General features: G+C 48.2%; 12 protein-coding genes. 10 read left to right on the top strand and 2 right to left on the bottom strand.

Annotation, left to right across the window (positions count from 1 at the left end; genetic code table 11):
• Positions 1 to 86: 86 nt before the first annotated feature.
• Together HPY31_RS09425 and HPY31_RS09430 are read left to right on the top strand one after the other, a co-directional pair.
• Entirely contained in the window at positions 87 to 1,919 is a 1,833-nt protein-coding gene (locus HPY31_RS09425; protein ID WP_172140361.1) for a CotS family spore coat protein, read from the top strand.
• A 33-nt stretch (positions 1,920 to 1,952) separates the two neighbouring features.
• Positions 1,953 to 3,101, top strand: a complete 1,149-nt coding sequence (locus HPY31_RS09430) for a glycosyltransferase family 4 protein (protein WP_172140363.1) — start codon at positions 1,953 to 1,955, stop codon at positions 3,099 to 3,101.
• A 249-nt stretch (positions 3,102 to 3,350) separates the two neighbouring features.
• On the opposite strand, the gene HPY31_RS09435 is transcribed toward HPY31_RS09430, so the two are convergent.
• Complete coding sequence (locus HPY31_RS09435; protein ID WP_371811697.1) at positions 3,351 to 3,914, bottom strand: hypothetical protein; 564 nt, start codon at positions 3,912 to 3,914, stop codon at positions 3,351 to 3,353.
• 176 nt (positions 3,915 to 4,090) lie between these two features.
• Between HPY31_RS09435 and HPY31_RS09440 the strand changes: the two genes are divergently transcribed.
• From HPY31_RS09440 to HPY31_RS09460, 5 genes are read left to right on the top strand one after another with little or no spacing between them, the layout of a single operon-like run.
• The gene (locus HPY31_RS09440) at positions 4,091 to 5,128 is read left to right on the top strand and encodes an ABC transporter ATP-binding protein (RefSeq protein ID WP_172140367.1); all 1,038 of its coding nucleotides are present in this window, start codon (positions 4,091 to 4,093) and stop codon (positions 5,126 to 5,128) included.
• A complete protein-coding gene (locus tag HPY31_RS09445; RefSeq protein ID WP_016743228.1) occupies positions 5,121 to 5,747 on the top strand; it encodes a DUF4129 domain-containing protein in 627 nt (208 codons plus the stop codon). The genes HPY31_RS09440 and HPY31_RS09445 overlap by 8 nt, the downstream gene beginning before the upstream one ends.
• Positions 5,740 to 6,864 (top strand): DUF4350 domain-containing protein, encoded by a 1,125-nt coding sequence (locus tag HPY31_RS09450; protein WP_172140369.1) that lies wholly within the window; start codon positions 5,740 to 5,742, stop codon positions 6,862 to 6,864. The genes HPY31_RS09445 and HPY31_RS09450 overlap by 8 nt, the downstream gene beginning before the upstream one ends.
• 8 nt (positions 6,865 to 6,872) lie before the next feature.
• Positions 6,873 to 7,793: an AAA family ATPase gene (locus HPY31_RS09455; protein WP_172140371.1), complete on the top strand. Its 921-nt coding sequence runs from the start codon at positions 6,873 to 6,875 to the stop codon at positions 7,791 to 7,793.
• The gene (locus HPY31_RS09460) at positions 7,744 to 9,114 is read left to right on the top strand and encodes a DUF58 domain-containing protein (protein WP_172140373.1); all 1,371 of its coding nucleotides are present in this window, start codon (positions 7,744 to 7,746) and stop codon (positions 9,112 to 9,114) included. The genes HPY31_RS09455 and HPY31_RS09460 overlap by 50 nt, the downstream gene beginning before the upstream one ends.
• On the opposite strand, the gene HPY31_RS09465 is transcribed toward HPY31_RS09460, so the two are convergent.
• Positions 9,081 to 10,061 (bottom strand): stage II sporulation protein M, encoded by a 981-nt coding sequence (locus tag HPY31_RS09465; RefSeq protein ID WP_015891948.1) that lies wholly within the window; start codon positions 10,059 to 10,061, stop codon positions 9,081 to 9,083. The two genes, HPY31_RS09460 and HPY31_RS09465, sit on opposite strands and share 34 nt — an antisense overlap.
• 77 nt (positions 10,062 to 10,138) lie before the next feature.
• Here HPY31_RS09465 and HPY31_RS09470 point away from each other — a divergent pair, with 77 nt between their 5' ends.
• The 3 genes from HPY31_RS09470 to HPY31_RS09480 all read left to right on the top strand — a co-directional run bounded on the left by HPY31_RS09470 (position 10,139) and on the right by HPY31_RS09480 (position 12,667).
• Positions 10,139 to 10,963, top strand: a complete 825-nt coding sequence (locus HPY31_RS09470; protein WP_172140375.1) for an RDD family protein — start codon at positions 10,139 to 10,141, stop codon at positions 10,961 to 10,963.
• Positions 10,964 to 11,100: 137 nt separating this feature from the next.
• The gene (locus tag HPY31_RS09475; RefSeq protein WP_015891946.1) at positions 11,101 to 11,607 is read left to right on the top strand and encodes a hypothetical protein; all 507 of its coding nucleotides are present in this window, start codon (positions 11,101 to 11,103) and stop codon (positions 11,605 to 11,607) included.
• Complete coding sequence (locus HPY31_RS09480; protein ID WP_172140377.1) at positions 11,588 to 12,667, top strand: phosphodiester glycosidase family protein; 1,080 nt, start codon at positions 11,588 to 11,590, stop codon at positions 12,665 to 12,667. Before HPY31_RS09475 ends, HPY31_RS09480 begins: the two co-directional genes overlap by 20 nt.
• Positions 12,668 to 12,733: the final 66 nt, after the last annotated feature.

Here is a 12,733-nt window from a genome sequence, read left to right on the forward strand (position 1 = left end):
ATATTTGTCCGGTTCGAGATAAGGACATAGCGAATAGCTTATGGAGAAGGACGAAGGCATCACCACAGAAGTGTGGGGGGAATGGAATGGAACAATATGTGATTAAGCCATGGGATACCCGAGAAGGGAATGTGGAAACGCCGGCTAACTGGGATTTGACAGTGCCACCAGAAGTAGATGCGATCGCAGAACAAGTGATCAAAGAGTATGACATGTCGGTAAAAAGTCGTACGCTCATTACTTCCAAGCCAGATAAAGGCGGGGCTATTTGGCGCATCGAGACAGATAAAGGTCCGCGTAGCCTTAAGGTACTGCATCGTACGCCTGAACGGAGTCTCTATAGTGTGGCTTTCCAAGAATACGTTGTTAAACAGGGGGCAAGGGTTCCAGCATTGATTCCTGCTCGAAATGGAAGTCTTTATGTGGAAAAGGGCGGGAAACTATGGATTGTTACCGATTGGATTGCCTTGCAGCCGGCGACAAAAGTAGATTTGGTAGGCGCGCAAGAGCTTTGCTACGGTCTTGGTGAATTCCATCGCCATTCGAAAGGCTATGTTCCGCCCACAGGAGCCAAAAACTCCTCCCGTTTATATCGTTGGCCCAATCATTATCAAAAGATTGCCAAAAAAATCGGGTGGATGCGGGAAATAGCAAAGGCCTACAGTGAAACCCCAACAAGTAAATCCATTTTGGCCGTCGTCGATCACTATGAACAGCGAGCATGGGCAGCCTTAGAGAAATTAAAAGCGTCTGCCTATCCGAAAATGATCAAAATGGGAGAGGCGCACTGGGGATTGGTGCACCAAGATTACGGCTGGTCAAATGGTCAAAATGGACCTGGAGGGCTTTGGGTCATCGACCTGGATGGCGTATCGTACGATTTGCCATTTCGGGATTTGCGCAAGCTCATCACCAGTACGATGGATGATATGGGCGTCTGGGATGTTACCTGGATGCGCGGCATGATCGAAGCCTACCATAAGGCAAATCCACTGGATCGCGAATCGTTTGAAGTGCTCTTGAATGACATGGCAGTGCCAAACGAATTTTATAAGCATCTCAAAGAGATGTTTTATGATCCAGCCACCTTCTTGTCGACAGAAGCGGAAGGTATCCTGCAACGAGTATTGACGGGGGATCAAACAAAAGATGCGGCATTGGCAGAGCTCGCGAAAGACATCAGTAAATACGAACCGGGCAACTATGATCAAATAACAGAAGTAGTTGAACCGCAAAGGCTGGCATCCGATATCAAGGAATTGTTACCTGTTGCGGTGTCCACACCACCAACAGCAGAGGCTTTCGTCGAGGAACCGAAAGACAAAAAGGCTACGAAGATCAAAGAGTCTAAGGATAAAGAGTCTAAGGATAAAGAGTCTAAGGTCAAGGGATCCAAAGACAAAGTGTCCAAACTCAAGGAGTCCAAAGACAAAAAGCCTGTAAGTGACAAGGGAGCCAGTTCCCGTCCGCCTTCCGAGAAAGCGCTAAATACACCGCAAGAAAGCCAACAGGAAGGGGCAAGGGCGGAAAATAGCAGCACAACCCGCAGAGGTCCGATCACATTTTCGGGAAGTGCTCCGTTCACGCTATCAGCACCATTTGCTACAAGTAAAGCACGAAAACTCGTCCATCGAAACAAGAAGCAGGCAATGAGCTCTGCTATCTCAAAAAGCAGCAAAAAGTCAAGTAAGCCTCTAAGTAAAGTTCGGGTCTCTATCGAAGTAAAGAACAAATCACCAAAAGTAAAACCCGCAAGTCAAGCTGGAAAAAACAAAAAAGAAACTGTGTGGACATCTAAACAGCAGTCCCGGACCGTCACTTCCAATAAAAGCAAGAAGGTTGCCAAGACAGCGAAACCAATCCGAAATACGCCGATAAAGAAGCAGCGTCAAAAATCAAAGAAATCGAAAGGCAACTAATGTAAGAGGTCGGTACGGGAAAGGAGAATACAGATGAAAGTTATTATGGTCTGTACAGAAAAATTGCCAGTCCCTCCTATACGAGGGGGAGCGATTCAGACATATATTGCGGGGATTGCAGATATTCTAGGGAGGCATCATGAGCTGACTATCCTGGGAACGTCGGATCCCACGCTACCGAAGGATGAAATCGTTCGCAATGCGCGTTATGTCCGGGTAGATGGTCAAGGGGTGTTCGAGATCTATGCGCGCGAAGTAGCCGCTTTTCTGAGTGCGAACAACTATGATGTCATCCATGTTTTTAACCGACCGCGGATGGTTCCCATCATTCGTGAGGTATGCCCGAACGCACGCATCATTCTAAGTATGCACAATGATATGTTTGACCCAGTAAAAATAGGGCAGGCAGAAGCTGCCAGAGCCGTTGCTGAAACAGAACGGATCATCACCATTAGTGATTATGTCGGTCGGGTCATTGCCTCGTTGTATCCAGAAGCCGCAAATAAACTTCGCACGATCTATTCAGGTGTGAACTTGGAAACGTTTGTTCCGGTGGAAGGGTCCAAAACGGCGCAAAAGATTCGGCAGGAACTGCGGGCGACACACAATCTTGGCAACAAGCAAGTGATCTTGTTTGTAGGAAGACTGACACCGAAAAAAGGGGCCGACATTCTGGTTCGTGCGATGAATGAACTCCGCTCCTATCATTCCAACATCGCCCTCGTCTTGGTTGGAGGGTCCTGGTACGGAGAAAATAAAATCAGTGACTATGCAGCATATGTACGCTCATTAGCGAATCGTTCGCCTGTTCCGGTTATTACAACGGGATTTGTTCCAGCAGATCAGATTCACCACTGGTTCTGGGCAGGGGACGTTTTTGTCTGTCCATCGCAATGGGAGGAACCACTGGCACGTGTTCATTATGAAGCGATGGCTGCCGGACTGCCCTTTGTTACGACCAAGCGGGGTGGAAATGCTGAGGTGATCATCGGAGACAATGGACTGTTGGTCGAGCAGCCGGAAGACCCTCTAGCGTTTGCAGTACAACTGAAACAACTATTGTCTAGCCGCGACCTCCAACGTCAAATGGGGAGAAGTGGACGCCAGCTCGCCGAACAGAGATTTACATGGGATCGAGTCGCAAGAGATGTGCTAGACGTATGGAATAACAGGGGTATGTAAAACCAAAAAGTGAATGCTACAGCCCACTTCTCTAAAGAGAGAAAAGAGAAGTGGGCGTTTATTCATACCTTAAGGACGAAAAGTCATGCAATGTTCCGCCAGAGTGGACTGGCCTGTCTGAACAAAAGGGCTAGTCCCGCATGTGTTTGAACGAAATGGAGGGAGATGCGGGGGAATCTACTACGCACAGACTCCCCGCATCTTTAGGCCATCCTAAGCCTCGCAGAATATCAGCTTGTTCCATTGGATTTATGCATTTGGAATAATCGCGACGATATGGGTGATAGGAATAACGATCGAGGCTCCATTGGTACGTGAAGAGGTCTGTAATTCAATGATTCCTTCTTCCACTCTCAGAAGCTTGCCGACTCGGTAAGAACGACTCTCAGGTCCCCAATCTGTCGTTAGTAAGACCTCCACAAGTTGATCGTTTCTCATACATTTGCTGAGCTCTTGACGAAGCCCTTCTATACATACTTGATCTGCTGATTCTTCCTTTTCGACATCAACCTTCACTAATGGTGCCGGGATGACGATTGGCTTCGGAGCCTCTACTTGTACATAAGGTGCCTCTACTTGTACAACAGGCGCTTCTACTTGCACGTTTGGCGCTTCTACTTGCACGACAGGCGCTTCTACTTGAGGTGTGGGGGTGGTCACATTCACTTGAGGTGCGCGAACGTGGATACGCACAAAACGCCGTAGTTTCCTGAGCAGACTATTGGATTTGCGTTTGGTAGATCGCTTCTTGCAGCGGCAACGGGCTTGCTTTGCTTTTAGCTTCTTCTTTCTCAATGCTTTCAAAGGCAACACCCTCCTAACTATGCATGCAATATCATATTCAACAGGGGGATGACCGCATTGGACTAACACCTGATTTGACAAAATCAGGCAGGGAAACATTAGCAAAATTAGATGATTTTTTTAAAAAAACAGGAAAATCGTGTATACTTATCAGGTAATCTCAAAAAGAAAGATGGAGGTTTCTCATGAATCGTACGCCGATTGCCCCCATGGGAGTGGGGAAGCTGTTGGACAAGAGCTTTTCAGTGTATCGCCAGCATTTTGGAGCATTTTTTTTGTTGGCTTTAATTTGGTTCGGTCCATTATTACTCCTGCAGCAACTGCTTCTGGTTGACTTTACCAGGGTGCCTTTGCTTGCACAAGATACTGAAGGTCTGGACTTTGCAGAATCGTTAGGCGCAAGATTTGCCGGACAAGAGGAATTTATGACACAAAGCCTACCTATGTTGCTCATATTCTTCTTCCTTGTCGCACCGATCCTTTGGATTATCGCCTATCCGCAAATGATTTCCGGTTCGATTTTACTGACGAAGGCTGCTCTCGAGGGAGAGATCTTGAGCTTAAAAGATGCCTTGAAGGGGGCACTTCGCCGATTTTGGCCACTCGCGGGTAGTACTTTGCTATATGGAGTAATTGCATTTGCAGTATCGACAGCATTTGTCATCGTATATGGATTGATTTTCTTTCTGATCGCCATCGCTGGTGGACTGACATTGGATACCATGTTTGATCCGTCAGAGGGAGGCAGCATTGCGCTTGTGATCATTCTGGTTTTATTTGGCTATTTATTCTTAATTGCTGGGATGATGCTCGTACCAGGCTTTTTCTTAATTCGTTGGGGTTTTTATATGCCGCTCGTTCTGTTCGAACGCGATGGTGTCGGAATTGGTCAGAGCTGGAATATGACAAAAGGAAACTTTTGGCGCTTATTCGGTATTTTTGTTGTTCTGAGTGTGATCTACTCGATGTTCTCTAGCGGCATCCAATTAGTACTCACTGGCGTCTTAGGTACATCGATTCTCGCGCAATTGATTCTGGTTGTACTTACCTGCCTCTTGACCCCTTGGATGGCCATTGTTTACGCTTTGGCTTACTTTGATCTGCGTGTGAGAAAAGAAGGGACAGATTTACAAGAGCTAGTAAGCCGTCAGCTTACTACATCTGCGCCAGTAGAACCAGCCAATCCTACCCTTGCAAAAGAGCCGGGAGTTACACATGATTAGCACGAGTCCTTGGGTAGATGACAAGGAGCATTTACAAGAGATTCTAGCCAGAGACGAGTTCAATTTGCCCCAAGGCAGTGGAGAGAACTGGATTCAAAGAGCGGTGGAATATGTGATCGAGTTGCTCGCCGAGCTATTTCAGTGGACCCACATTCCATCGGGTGCGGCTAATACCGTATCTACACTCGTGCTCATTCTGGCAGTACTGGGACTGGTCGGCATCATTTACTGGTTGTTTCGCAGAATGATTTGGGAACAGAAGAAGCATCGACCGCTGTTTATGGACGGTGAAAAAATACGTTCTCATGCAGACTATTTGCGTGATGCGAAAGAAAAAGCAGCGCGAGGAGAATGGCGGGAAGGAGAACGCTCGTTGTTTTTGGCGTTGTTGGTTTATTTGCAAATGAAGTCATGGGTTCGTGTGGAGAAATGGAAAACGAATTGGGAATACGCAGAAGAAATAGAGGCAAATCAGCCAAGATTACGTGATGTGTTTGGCAGCTTCGCACGAGAATTCGACGCTGTTTGGTACGGGCAGGCGCTTGTTGATGAAGGTTCGTTCTGGCAGCGTGTGAACGAACTGGAAGGCATCTGGCGCGAGGAGGGACAGCATGGATAGTTTGCGCACCTATCGTGTCGGAATCGTTGTGGCTACTTTATTGCTCCTCGTCGTGGGCTGGTTGATCGTCAAGCCTACTGCTGAACCTCTCCCGCCGTATCTGGCTTCATCTGCACAGTCGAGCGGAATCAAGGCTGTGCTCGTACTACTGGAGGAAAAAGGCAAGCAGGTAAAGGAATGGCGGCAGCCAATGCGTTTTTTACCGACAGCAACAGGTCAGGCCATGCTCGTAGTAGAGCCGGAAAGACTGATGCCAGAGGAACAGATAGACATTCTCGATTGGGTCAGTGAAGGCAATGACTTGATTCTCTTTCAATCGAGACCAGAGTGGGAAGACCTTCCCTTTCAGACGGAGTACATCCGGGGTAAAGAAAATCAGGAGCGAAACATTCAGGGACCTCTCGTTTTGGGGAGGTTCATGGGCAAAGCAGGGACCTCATTGCGATTTTTAGAAGATGACGACATGGAGCCACTTCTCTACGACGACCAGGGGATACTCGGGGGAAGAACAGAGGTGGGAGATGGCAGTGTCACGTTTTTTCTTGTACCAGAATGGCTAACCAATCAAAAAATTGATCGACTGTCCCACTTTGAAGCGATCTGGCCGTATGTACAAGGAGATTGGTCCGTTCTTTGGGTAGACGAATACCATCATGGCTTGCAAGAAAAACCAGGTTTTTTGGCGATCTATCCAGGATGGCTCATAGCCGCTTGCATGCAACTCGGTATCCTGCTTTTGCTGTATGTGTGGTGGAGGGGAAAACGTTTCGGACCAGTCTATACGCTTAGGGAATGGACAGTACGACGTGGTGATGAGACGTTACTCGCCGTGTCTAGCTGGTATGAGCGAAGAGGGCTGGCAAAGGATGCGTTGCGACATCGAGAAGCATACATGCGACAGCTTTTGTACGATCGGTGGGGAGTGCACCAACGAGCTGATCGTGTGGAAATCGTGCGGTATGCCAAAACAAGATGGACAAATCAAGAGGTAGAGAAATTCGCTCATCTACTGGAACGATTGGAGCAGGCAAAAAACGAAGGGCGATACTCGCCGAAGGGCTTGCTTGCAGACAGTCTTTTGCTGGATGAGATTACGAAGCGTCTGGAGAAGGAGTGACAACTATCGTGGAGCAATTGTTGCAACAAATGGAAAAAGAGCTGGTTGGTCAACGACAAAATATTCGGCTGATGCTAACCGCTTTGGTCGCCGGCGGACACGTTTTGCTAGAAGGTGTACCCGGTATCGGAAAGACGAAAATGGTAAAGACCTTATCGGGGTTGATGGGGGGCGAGAGTAAGCGCGTCCAGTTTACGCCTGACATGATGCCATCGGACATTATTGGTCATGTGGTGTTCAATATGCAGCAAAACCAGTTTGAGACAATCAAAGGTCCTGTTTTCGCTAACTTATTGCTGGCGGATGAAATTAACCGGACTCCGCCGAAAACTCAAGCGGCCCTTTTAGAAGCTATGGAGGAGGGACAAGTGACGATTCATGGTGTCACCTATCCTTTACCTGACCCGTTTTTTGTCGTCGCTACGCAAAACCCGGTGGAGTATGAAGGAACGTATGTGTTGCCGGAGGCACAGCTCGATCGCTTTTTGTTCAAGCTAACGATGTCGTATCCTTCCCATGAAAATGAAAAGCAAATCCTCGCCAAACATATTCCCAACAAGCGCAGCCACGAGCGTAATCAAGAGCCGCTCTTTACATGGGAGGCGATTTTGGAGAAGCGACGCCAATTAGAAGAAGTGGTTGTGGATGATTCGATTCTGGAGTACATTACGACACTGATTCGCAATACACGTGAAACGAAACGATTGCTCTTAGGTGCCAGCTCTCGTGCTGGAATCGCCGTGTTAATGGCGAGCAAGGCCTGGGCCCTTTTGGACAATCGCAAGTTCGTGACGCCTGATGACGTGAAGATGGTAGCCCGCCCTGCATTGCGGCACCGACTCATTCTGTCACCGCAGGTAGAATTGGAGGGGGGTACCAGTGACCACATCATCGAAGAGACGCTGGCGGCTATTCCAGTTCCTCGCTGATTTTTTGGCAGACCGTTTTGTCTTGCCATCCAAGCGACTACTCGTGGCAGTTTTGCTAGGGACGCCCATCGCGATCGTCGGTTTTCTGCTGGAGATTGGCTATTCGACATTCTTTTTGTACAACGGTTTACTCCTGATCGCTAGCATCTTGGATTGGGTTACCATCCCCAAACGACAGGACATGTCGATCCAGCGAATCTTGCCTGAGCAGACGGATATCGGACAATCGTTTTCGATCGAGCTTGAGCTTGCCAATAATAGCGGGCAATCCGTTATGTACTCCATTATGGAAGATCTTCCGCTGACTTTTGAAGAAACCGGACCAATCACAGGCGTGATGGAGCAACCCTTAACCAACATCCGTTTTGAAACAAGAGGAAAAGAACGCGGAGAGTACGTGTTCCGCTGGCTGTATATGCGCTGGAATGGCAAGCTCGGCTTGTGGTATCGCCAAAGCCGCTTTGCGTGTGAACAAACGATCAAGGTATACCCTGACCTTTCAGCCGTTCGTGGCTATTTGGCTTCATTACAGGAGAGCTTGATCGTCGACGGGAAAAAAATCATGCGCAGGGAGAAATCGGGTACGGAATTCCATGCGATCCGCGATTACGTGCCAGACGATGATCCTCGGATGATTAACTGGTCCGCTTCTGCACGCTCCCGACGTCTGATGACGAACCAATATCGACCAGAGCATGGCAAGGTGATTACCATTCTAATCGATTGCGGCAGGTTGATGGGTGTCGAGCTGGATAATCAGACGAGGCTGGATCGATCGCTGGAGTCTGCTCTCACGTTAGCGGCAGTGGCATTGCGTCAAGGAGATCAGGTAGCGCTACTAGCTTATTCGCATGAAATCAAGACGTACATACCTCCAGGCAGAGGACTGCGCCACTTGCACACCCTTTTGGAGGCGACCTACAACCTGACGAGTGATTTTGTAGAGGCTGATCCGGCGAAGGCGCTTGAATTTTTGAATCGCCAGCAAAAGAGAAGGAGCTTGGTCGTTCTTTTTTCAGATATGGAAAACTACCTCGTCGAAGATCAGTTGAGCAATTATTTGTGGCGGATGCGCCGTTCGCATTTGCTCCTGCTGCTGTCGTTGGCAGATCCGCTGCTGCATGAATGGAGTCATATAGACACGAGCAATAGCAGCTTGGCGTTTACGAAGGCAGTAGCTCAACGGTTCCAGCTTGATCGTAGGGCATTTCAACAAAAAATGATCGGCGCGGGTATCCAGGTACTGGACGTTCCGGCCGATCAATTGACGCTGACGGTTATCAATACTTATTTGGACATCAAATCAAGAGAAGCTTTGTGAGAATCGGACTTGTATCCGAGGAGGTACCAGGCAATCAGCAAAAGCAATGTGCCGACAGCTACGATGTACTTGGCTTCGAGAGAGAGACTCGAGGGAGTAATATAGCCCTCGATGATTCCCGCGATGAACAAAAGCGGGATGGTAGCCAATAGCAGATGTGCAGACTCTTTTGCCGCCTCCAAAAATTGATGTCTTCTTGCGTAGCGACCCGGCACAAGCAGGCGGTATCCCATGTGAAGACCTGCTCCGCCCGCAATGAAGATGGCAGTCAGCTCAATCACGCCGTGTGGCAAAATGTAGGCCCAAAACGCGTAGCTGCTATCTGCCTGATAGTAGACGGCTGCCAAAGCTCCAACAAGAAGGCCATTGAATAAGAGAAGGTAGATGGGAACGATTCCAAACGTAATTCCACTGACAAAGGCCAGCATCGCGACTTTGATGTTGTTGGTCATAATCATCGTGGAGATGACTGGACTGTCGAGTGATTCGTGCCCTTCTCCTAGCCTGGATGGATCGATCTGCTCAGCCATCCCTTGTGGCAATACGTAATAGAGGTTGAGTGGATCGACCATGACGGCGGCAAAACCAGAAATGCCACCGATGATGAAAAGAAGCGCTGCCACACCAATGAAGCTCATTCGCTTATGTACGAGACCCATCAAGTAGCTGCCAAAGAAATGCTTGAGCTGCTGCCAGCTGCCTATTCGCTGCTTGTAAGCCAAATTGTGTGCACGTAAGACAAGTTGGTTTAAGTAGAGGGTGATCTCGTCCGCAGGATGGTAGGAGCGTACATAGGCCAAATGAGCAGACGTCTTTTTGTATAGCTGTGTCAGTCGATCAATATCGGTAGCACTGATGTGCCGAGGTTGTCGGGTAAAGCGCTCCACTAATTGTTCCAGTTCGGCCCAAGAGGCCTTATGCTTGTGCCAAAACGAGGTAATATCCATGTATAATGCCTCCTTCATTAGCGTGTGTGTAATCACTCGAAAAAAACTCATAGTTTCGAGGGGGGAAGAAAAACATCATGAATGAACCGACATACGTCAGTGGGTCAAATCGAGAAGCGTCTGTCGTGACACCCGAGCATGTTATGCTGCGATTTCAGACGGCGGGTCTAGGCAGTCGCGCCACTGCGATGCTGATTGATACAGGAATTTTGCTCCTGGTTAATCTTACTGTATTTATATTGTTTGGTATAGTTTTATTTGGAAATGAAGATGATTTTTTCCTGGATTCTGGCAACTACACGTTGGCCATCGTTCTCCTGGTTATCTTCGTAGTGAATTTTGGCTACTATTGGTTACAGGAAGCATTCTGGGGTGGACAGACCGTTGGCAAAAGGCTGGTGGGAATCCGTGTCATCCGTGATAACGGACAGCCTGCGACGTTTGTTTCCTCGACGATCCGGAATCTGTTTCGAATCATTGATGCAATGCCGACGGGTTATTTTCTCGGGGCGCTCGTCTGCTTTTTTCACCCTCGTGATAAGCGAATTGGCGATATGGTAGCGGGCACAATTGTCGTAGTGGAGTCAGGACAGCGATCGACTCTTTTTCAGAAAAAGAAAGACAAACAGCCAAATGGCTTTGATTTGAATCACGCGCTACTCGTGCTTGATGAGCGCCAAAAACAGGCGATTACCCGAGAGGATTGGCAGCTGCTTTCCTCCTTCATTAGCAGATTATCTTCTTTATCTCAAGGGAAAAAATATGAACTGGGGAATCAAATAGCCAGCATCATGCGCCAAAAATTAGAGCTTGTTGACGAACAGACCAACAAGGAAGACCCGATCCTGTTTTTGCAAAGGCTGCACAATCAGCTGCAAAACGAATTTCAACTCCGAAAATAAAGCGAAGTACCGCCAAAAAATAGTGGCGGTATTTTCTTTTCTCGACGTATTTTCCCATTATTCAGCAAAATGCTGCTTCAAAAACTTTCTATGTTATAATGAAACCTCACTATGCCACAGAAAGGAGGAGGGAGCCGATGGACGACAAATACATGGGAGCGTCATCGACTTCGTCACCCACACTGCCACTCCCGGCAAACGGGAAGCAGAAAGGAAGACGCAGAAGAGGCAGTCTTTTTCAGGCATTGATTCCCTCCCAGACAGAAGGTAAGCGCCCTTTACTACCGATCGTTTTGGCCGTTCTGGTCTGGGTAGGACTCGCCTATGCTGGATATGCCTTTGCTGTTTATACGTTGGACAAGCAGCAACAATTTGTAAACCAACGAATTGATCAAATTCAGGAAAATAATCAAAAGCAGATGAAGGCATTGGGAGATCAATTGACTCTCGTGCAGGAAGAAATGCAAAATGTCCAGAAGGGTCTAGGAAATCTGGAAGAAGATTTGGCTTTGACGGGGGAAACCATTGGTGGCACCAACAAGACCAAAGAAGCCCTGCAGGATCGGGTTGACCAACTCAACAAACAGCTGGTTGATTTGAAAGCATCTCTGAAAAAATTGGAGGATGCTGCCCGTGCTTGGTAAGATAAACCGTTTCTTTCTCTTTCTGTTGGCGCCTGCTCTCGGTTTTTTGGTCGCTTTTGCGCTGGACAATCCAGTGGACAAGCTCCAGACAGAAGGACTGAAGCTTTCTTCTGCCGTAGCGAAGAGCCAGGCAGATGAGCTGGGGGAACGGCTCAACGATACCAAGGTGCAGCTTCGAAACGTAGAAATCGTCATCGAAGACATCCGGGATCGCTCGAAAAAGGAACAGAAAGAATACGAGCAACAACACAAGAAGATCAGCAGCGCACTTGAAGCGAGCAAATCCCAGACACAAAAATCTGCGGATGTATTGGACACGATTTTGTCCAACATGCTTGGCAAGCCGATCGGTCAACACTTCGGGAAAAACTCGACAGTGAAGGTGTACTCCCTGCAAGAAGGCGGATACCGCGGTTATATGGCCAAAGTTCGCCTCAATGATCCAAACGCGCTGAAAATGGTGCTGGCGAACAACTCTGTGAAAAGTAAGGGAGAAACAACAAGTCAAGCTGGTAAGCGTACAGGCTCCATTCTTGCGATCAATGCAGGCGGCTTTATGTCGGACAAGCAGGGCAATCTGACTCCGTTGGGCATTACGGTTGTTGACGGCAAGATTCGAACCTTTTCCAATAATGCGAAGCTGAGCTTTGTCGGTTTCAATAACAAAGGTCATCTGGTCGGAACAAGCATCAAGACGCAGGCGCAAATTACGCAACAAGGGATATTGCAGGGAGCGAGCTTCTTGCCGCGTCTTTTGCAAGGGGGAAAACGATTGCCTATCCCGCGCGAATGGGCAAATGCGCGTCAACCGCGAACACTGATCGGGCATTTCGACAACGGCGATTTGCTGCTGATTGTCATTGATGGTAGACGAGATGGCTGGAGTAATGGTGTTACGCTGGAGGAAGCGCAAAGAAAGCTGCAAGAGTGGCATGTCGTGGATGCGTATAATCTCGACGGCGGCGGCTCCAGTGCGTTTTATTACAACGGCAAGCTGTTGAACAAGCCTTCTGGCGGCAAAGAACGACGCGTGGTGAGCAATTTGGTCATCATGCCGTAAGCAAAAATCGCAACACTCTTTTGCGAAGACGACAAGTCTTGCTGCATAAGAGTGTTTTTTTCTGTA

Origin of the sequence: Brevibacillus sp. HB1.3, from assembly GCF_013186635.1 — a bacterium.
Classification (GTDB): domain Bacteria; phylum Bacillota; class Bacilli; order Brevibacillales; family Brevibacillaceae; genus Brevibacillus; species Brevibacillus brevis_D.

Bases quoted from the DNA above. Each gene is read 5' to 3' on its own strand.
- HPY31_RS09425 (WP_172140361.1), top strand. From the start codon at position 87: ATGGAACAATATGTGATTAAGCCATGGGATACCCGAGAAGGGAATGTG.
- HPY31_RS09430 (WP_172140363.1), top strand. From the start codon at position 1,953: ATGAAAGTTATTATGGTCTGTACAGAAAAATTGCCAGTCCCTCCTATA.
- HPY31_RS09440 (WP_172140367.1), top strand. From the start codon at position 4,091: ATGAATCGTACGCCGATTGCCCCCATGGGAGTGGGGAAGCTGTTGGAC.
- HPY31_RS09445 (WP_016743228.1), top strand. From the start codon at position 5,121: ATGATTAGCACGAGTCCTTGGGTAGATGACAAGGAGCATTTACAAGAG.
- HPY31_RS09450 (WP_172140369.1), top strand. From the start codon at position 5,740: ATGGATAGTTTGCGCACCTATCGTGTCGGAATCGTTGTGGCTACTTTA.
- HPY31_RS09465 (WP_015891948.1), bottom strand. From the start codon at position 10,061: ATGGATATTACCTCGTTTTGGCACAAGCATAAGGCCTCTTGGGCCGAA.
- HPY31_RS09470 (WP_172140375.1), top strand. From the start codon at position 10,139: ATGAATGAACCGACATACGTCAGTGGGTCAAATCGAGAAGCGTCTGTC.
- HPY31_RS09475 (WP_015891946.1), top strand. From the start codon at position 11,101: ATGGACGACAAATACATGGGAGCGTCATCGACTTCGTCACCCACACTG.
- HPY31_RS09480 (WP_172140377.1), top strand. From the start codon at position 11,588: ATGCTGCCCGTGCTTGGTAAGATAAACCGTTTCTTTCTCTTTCTGTTG.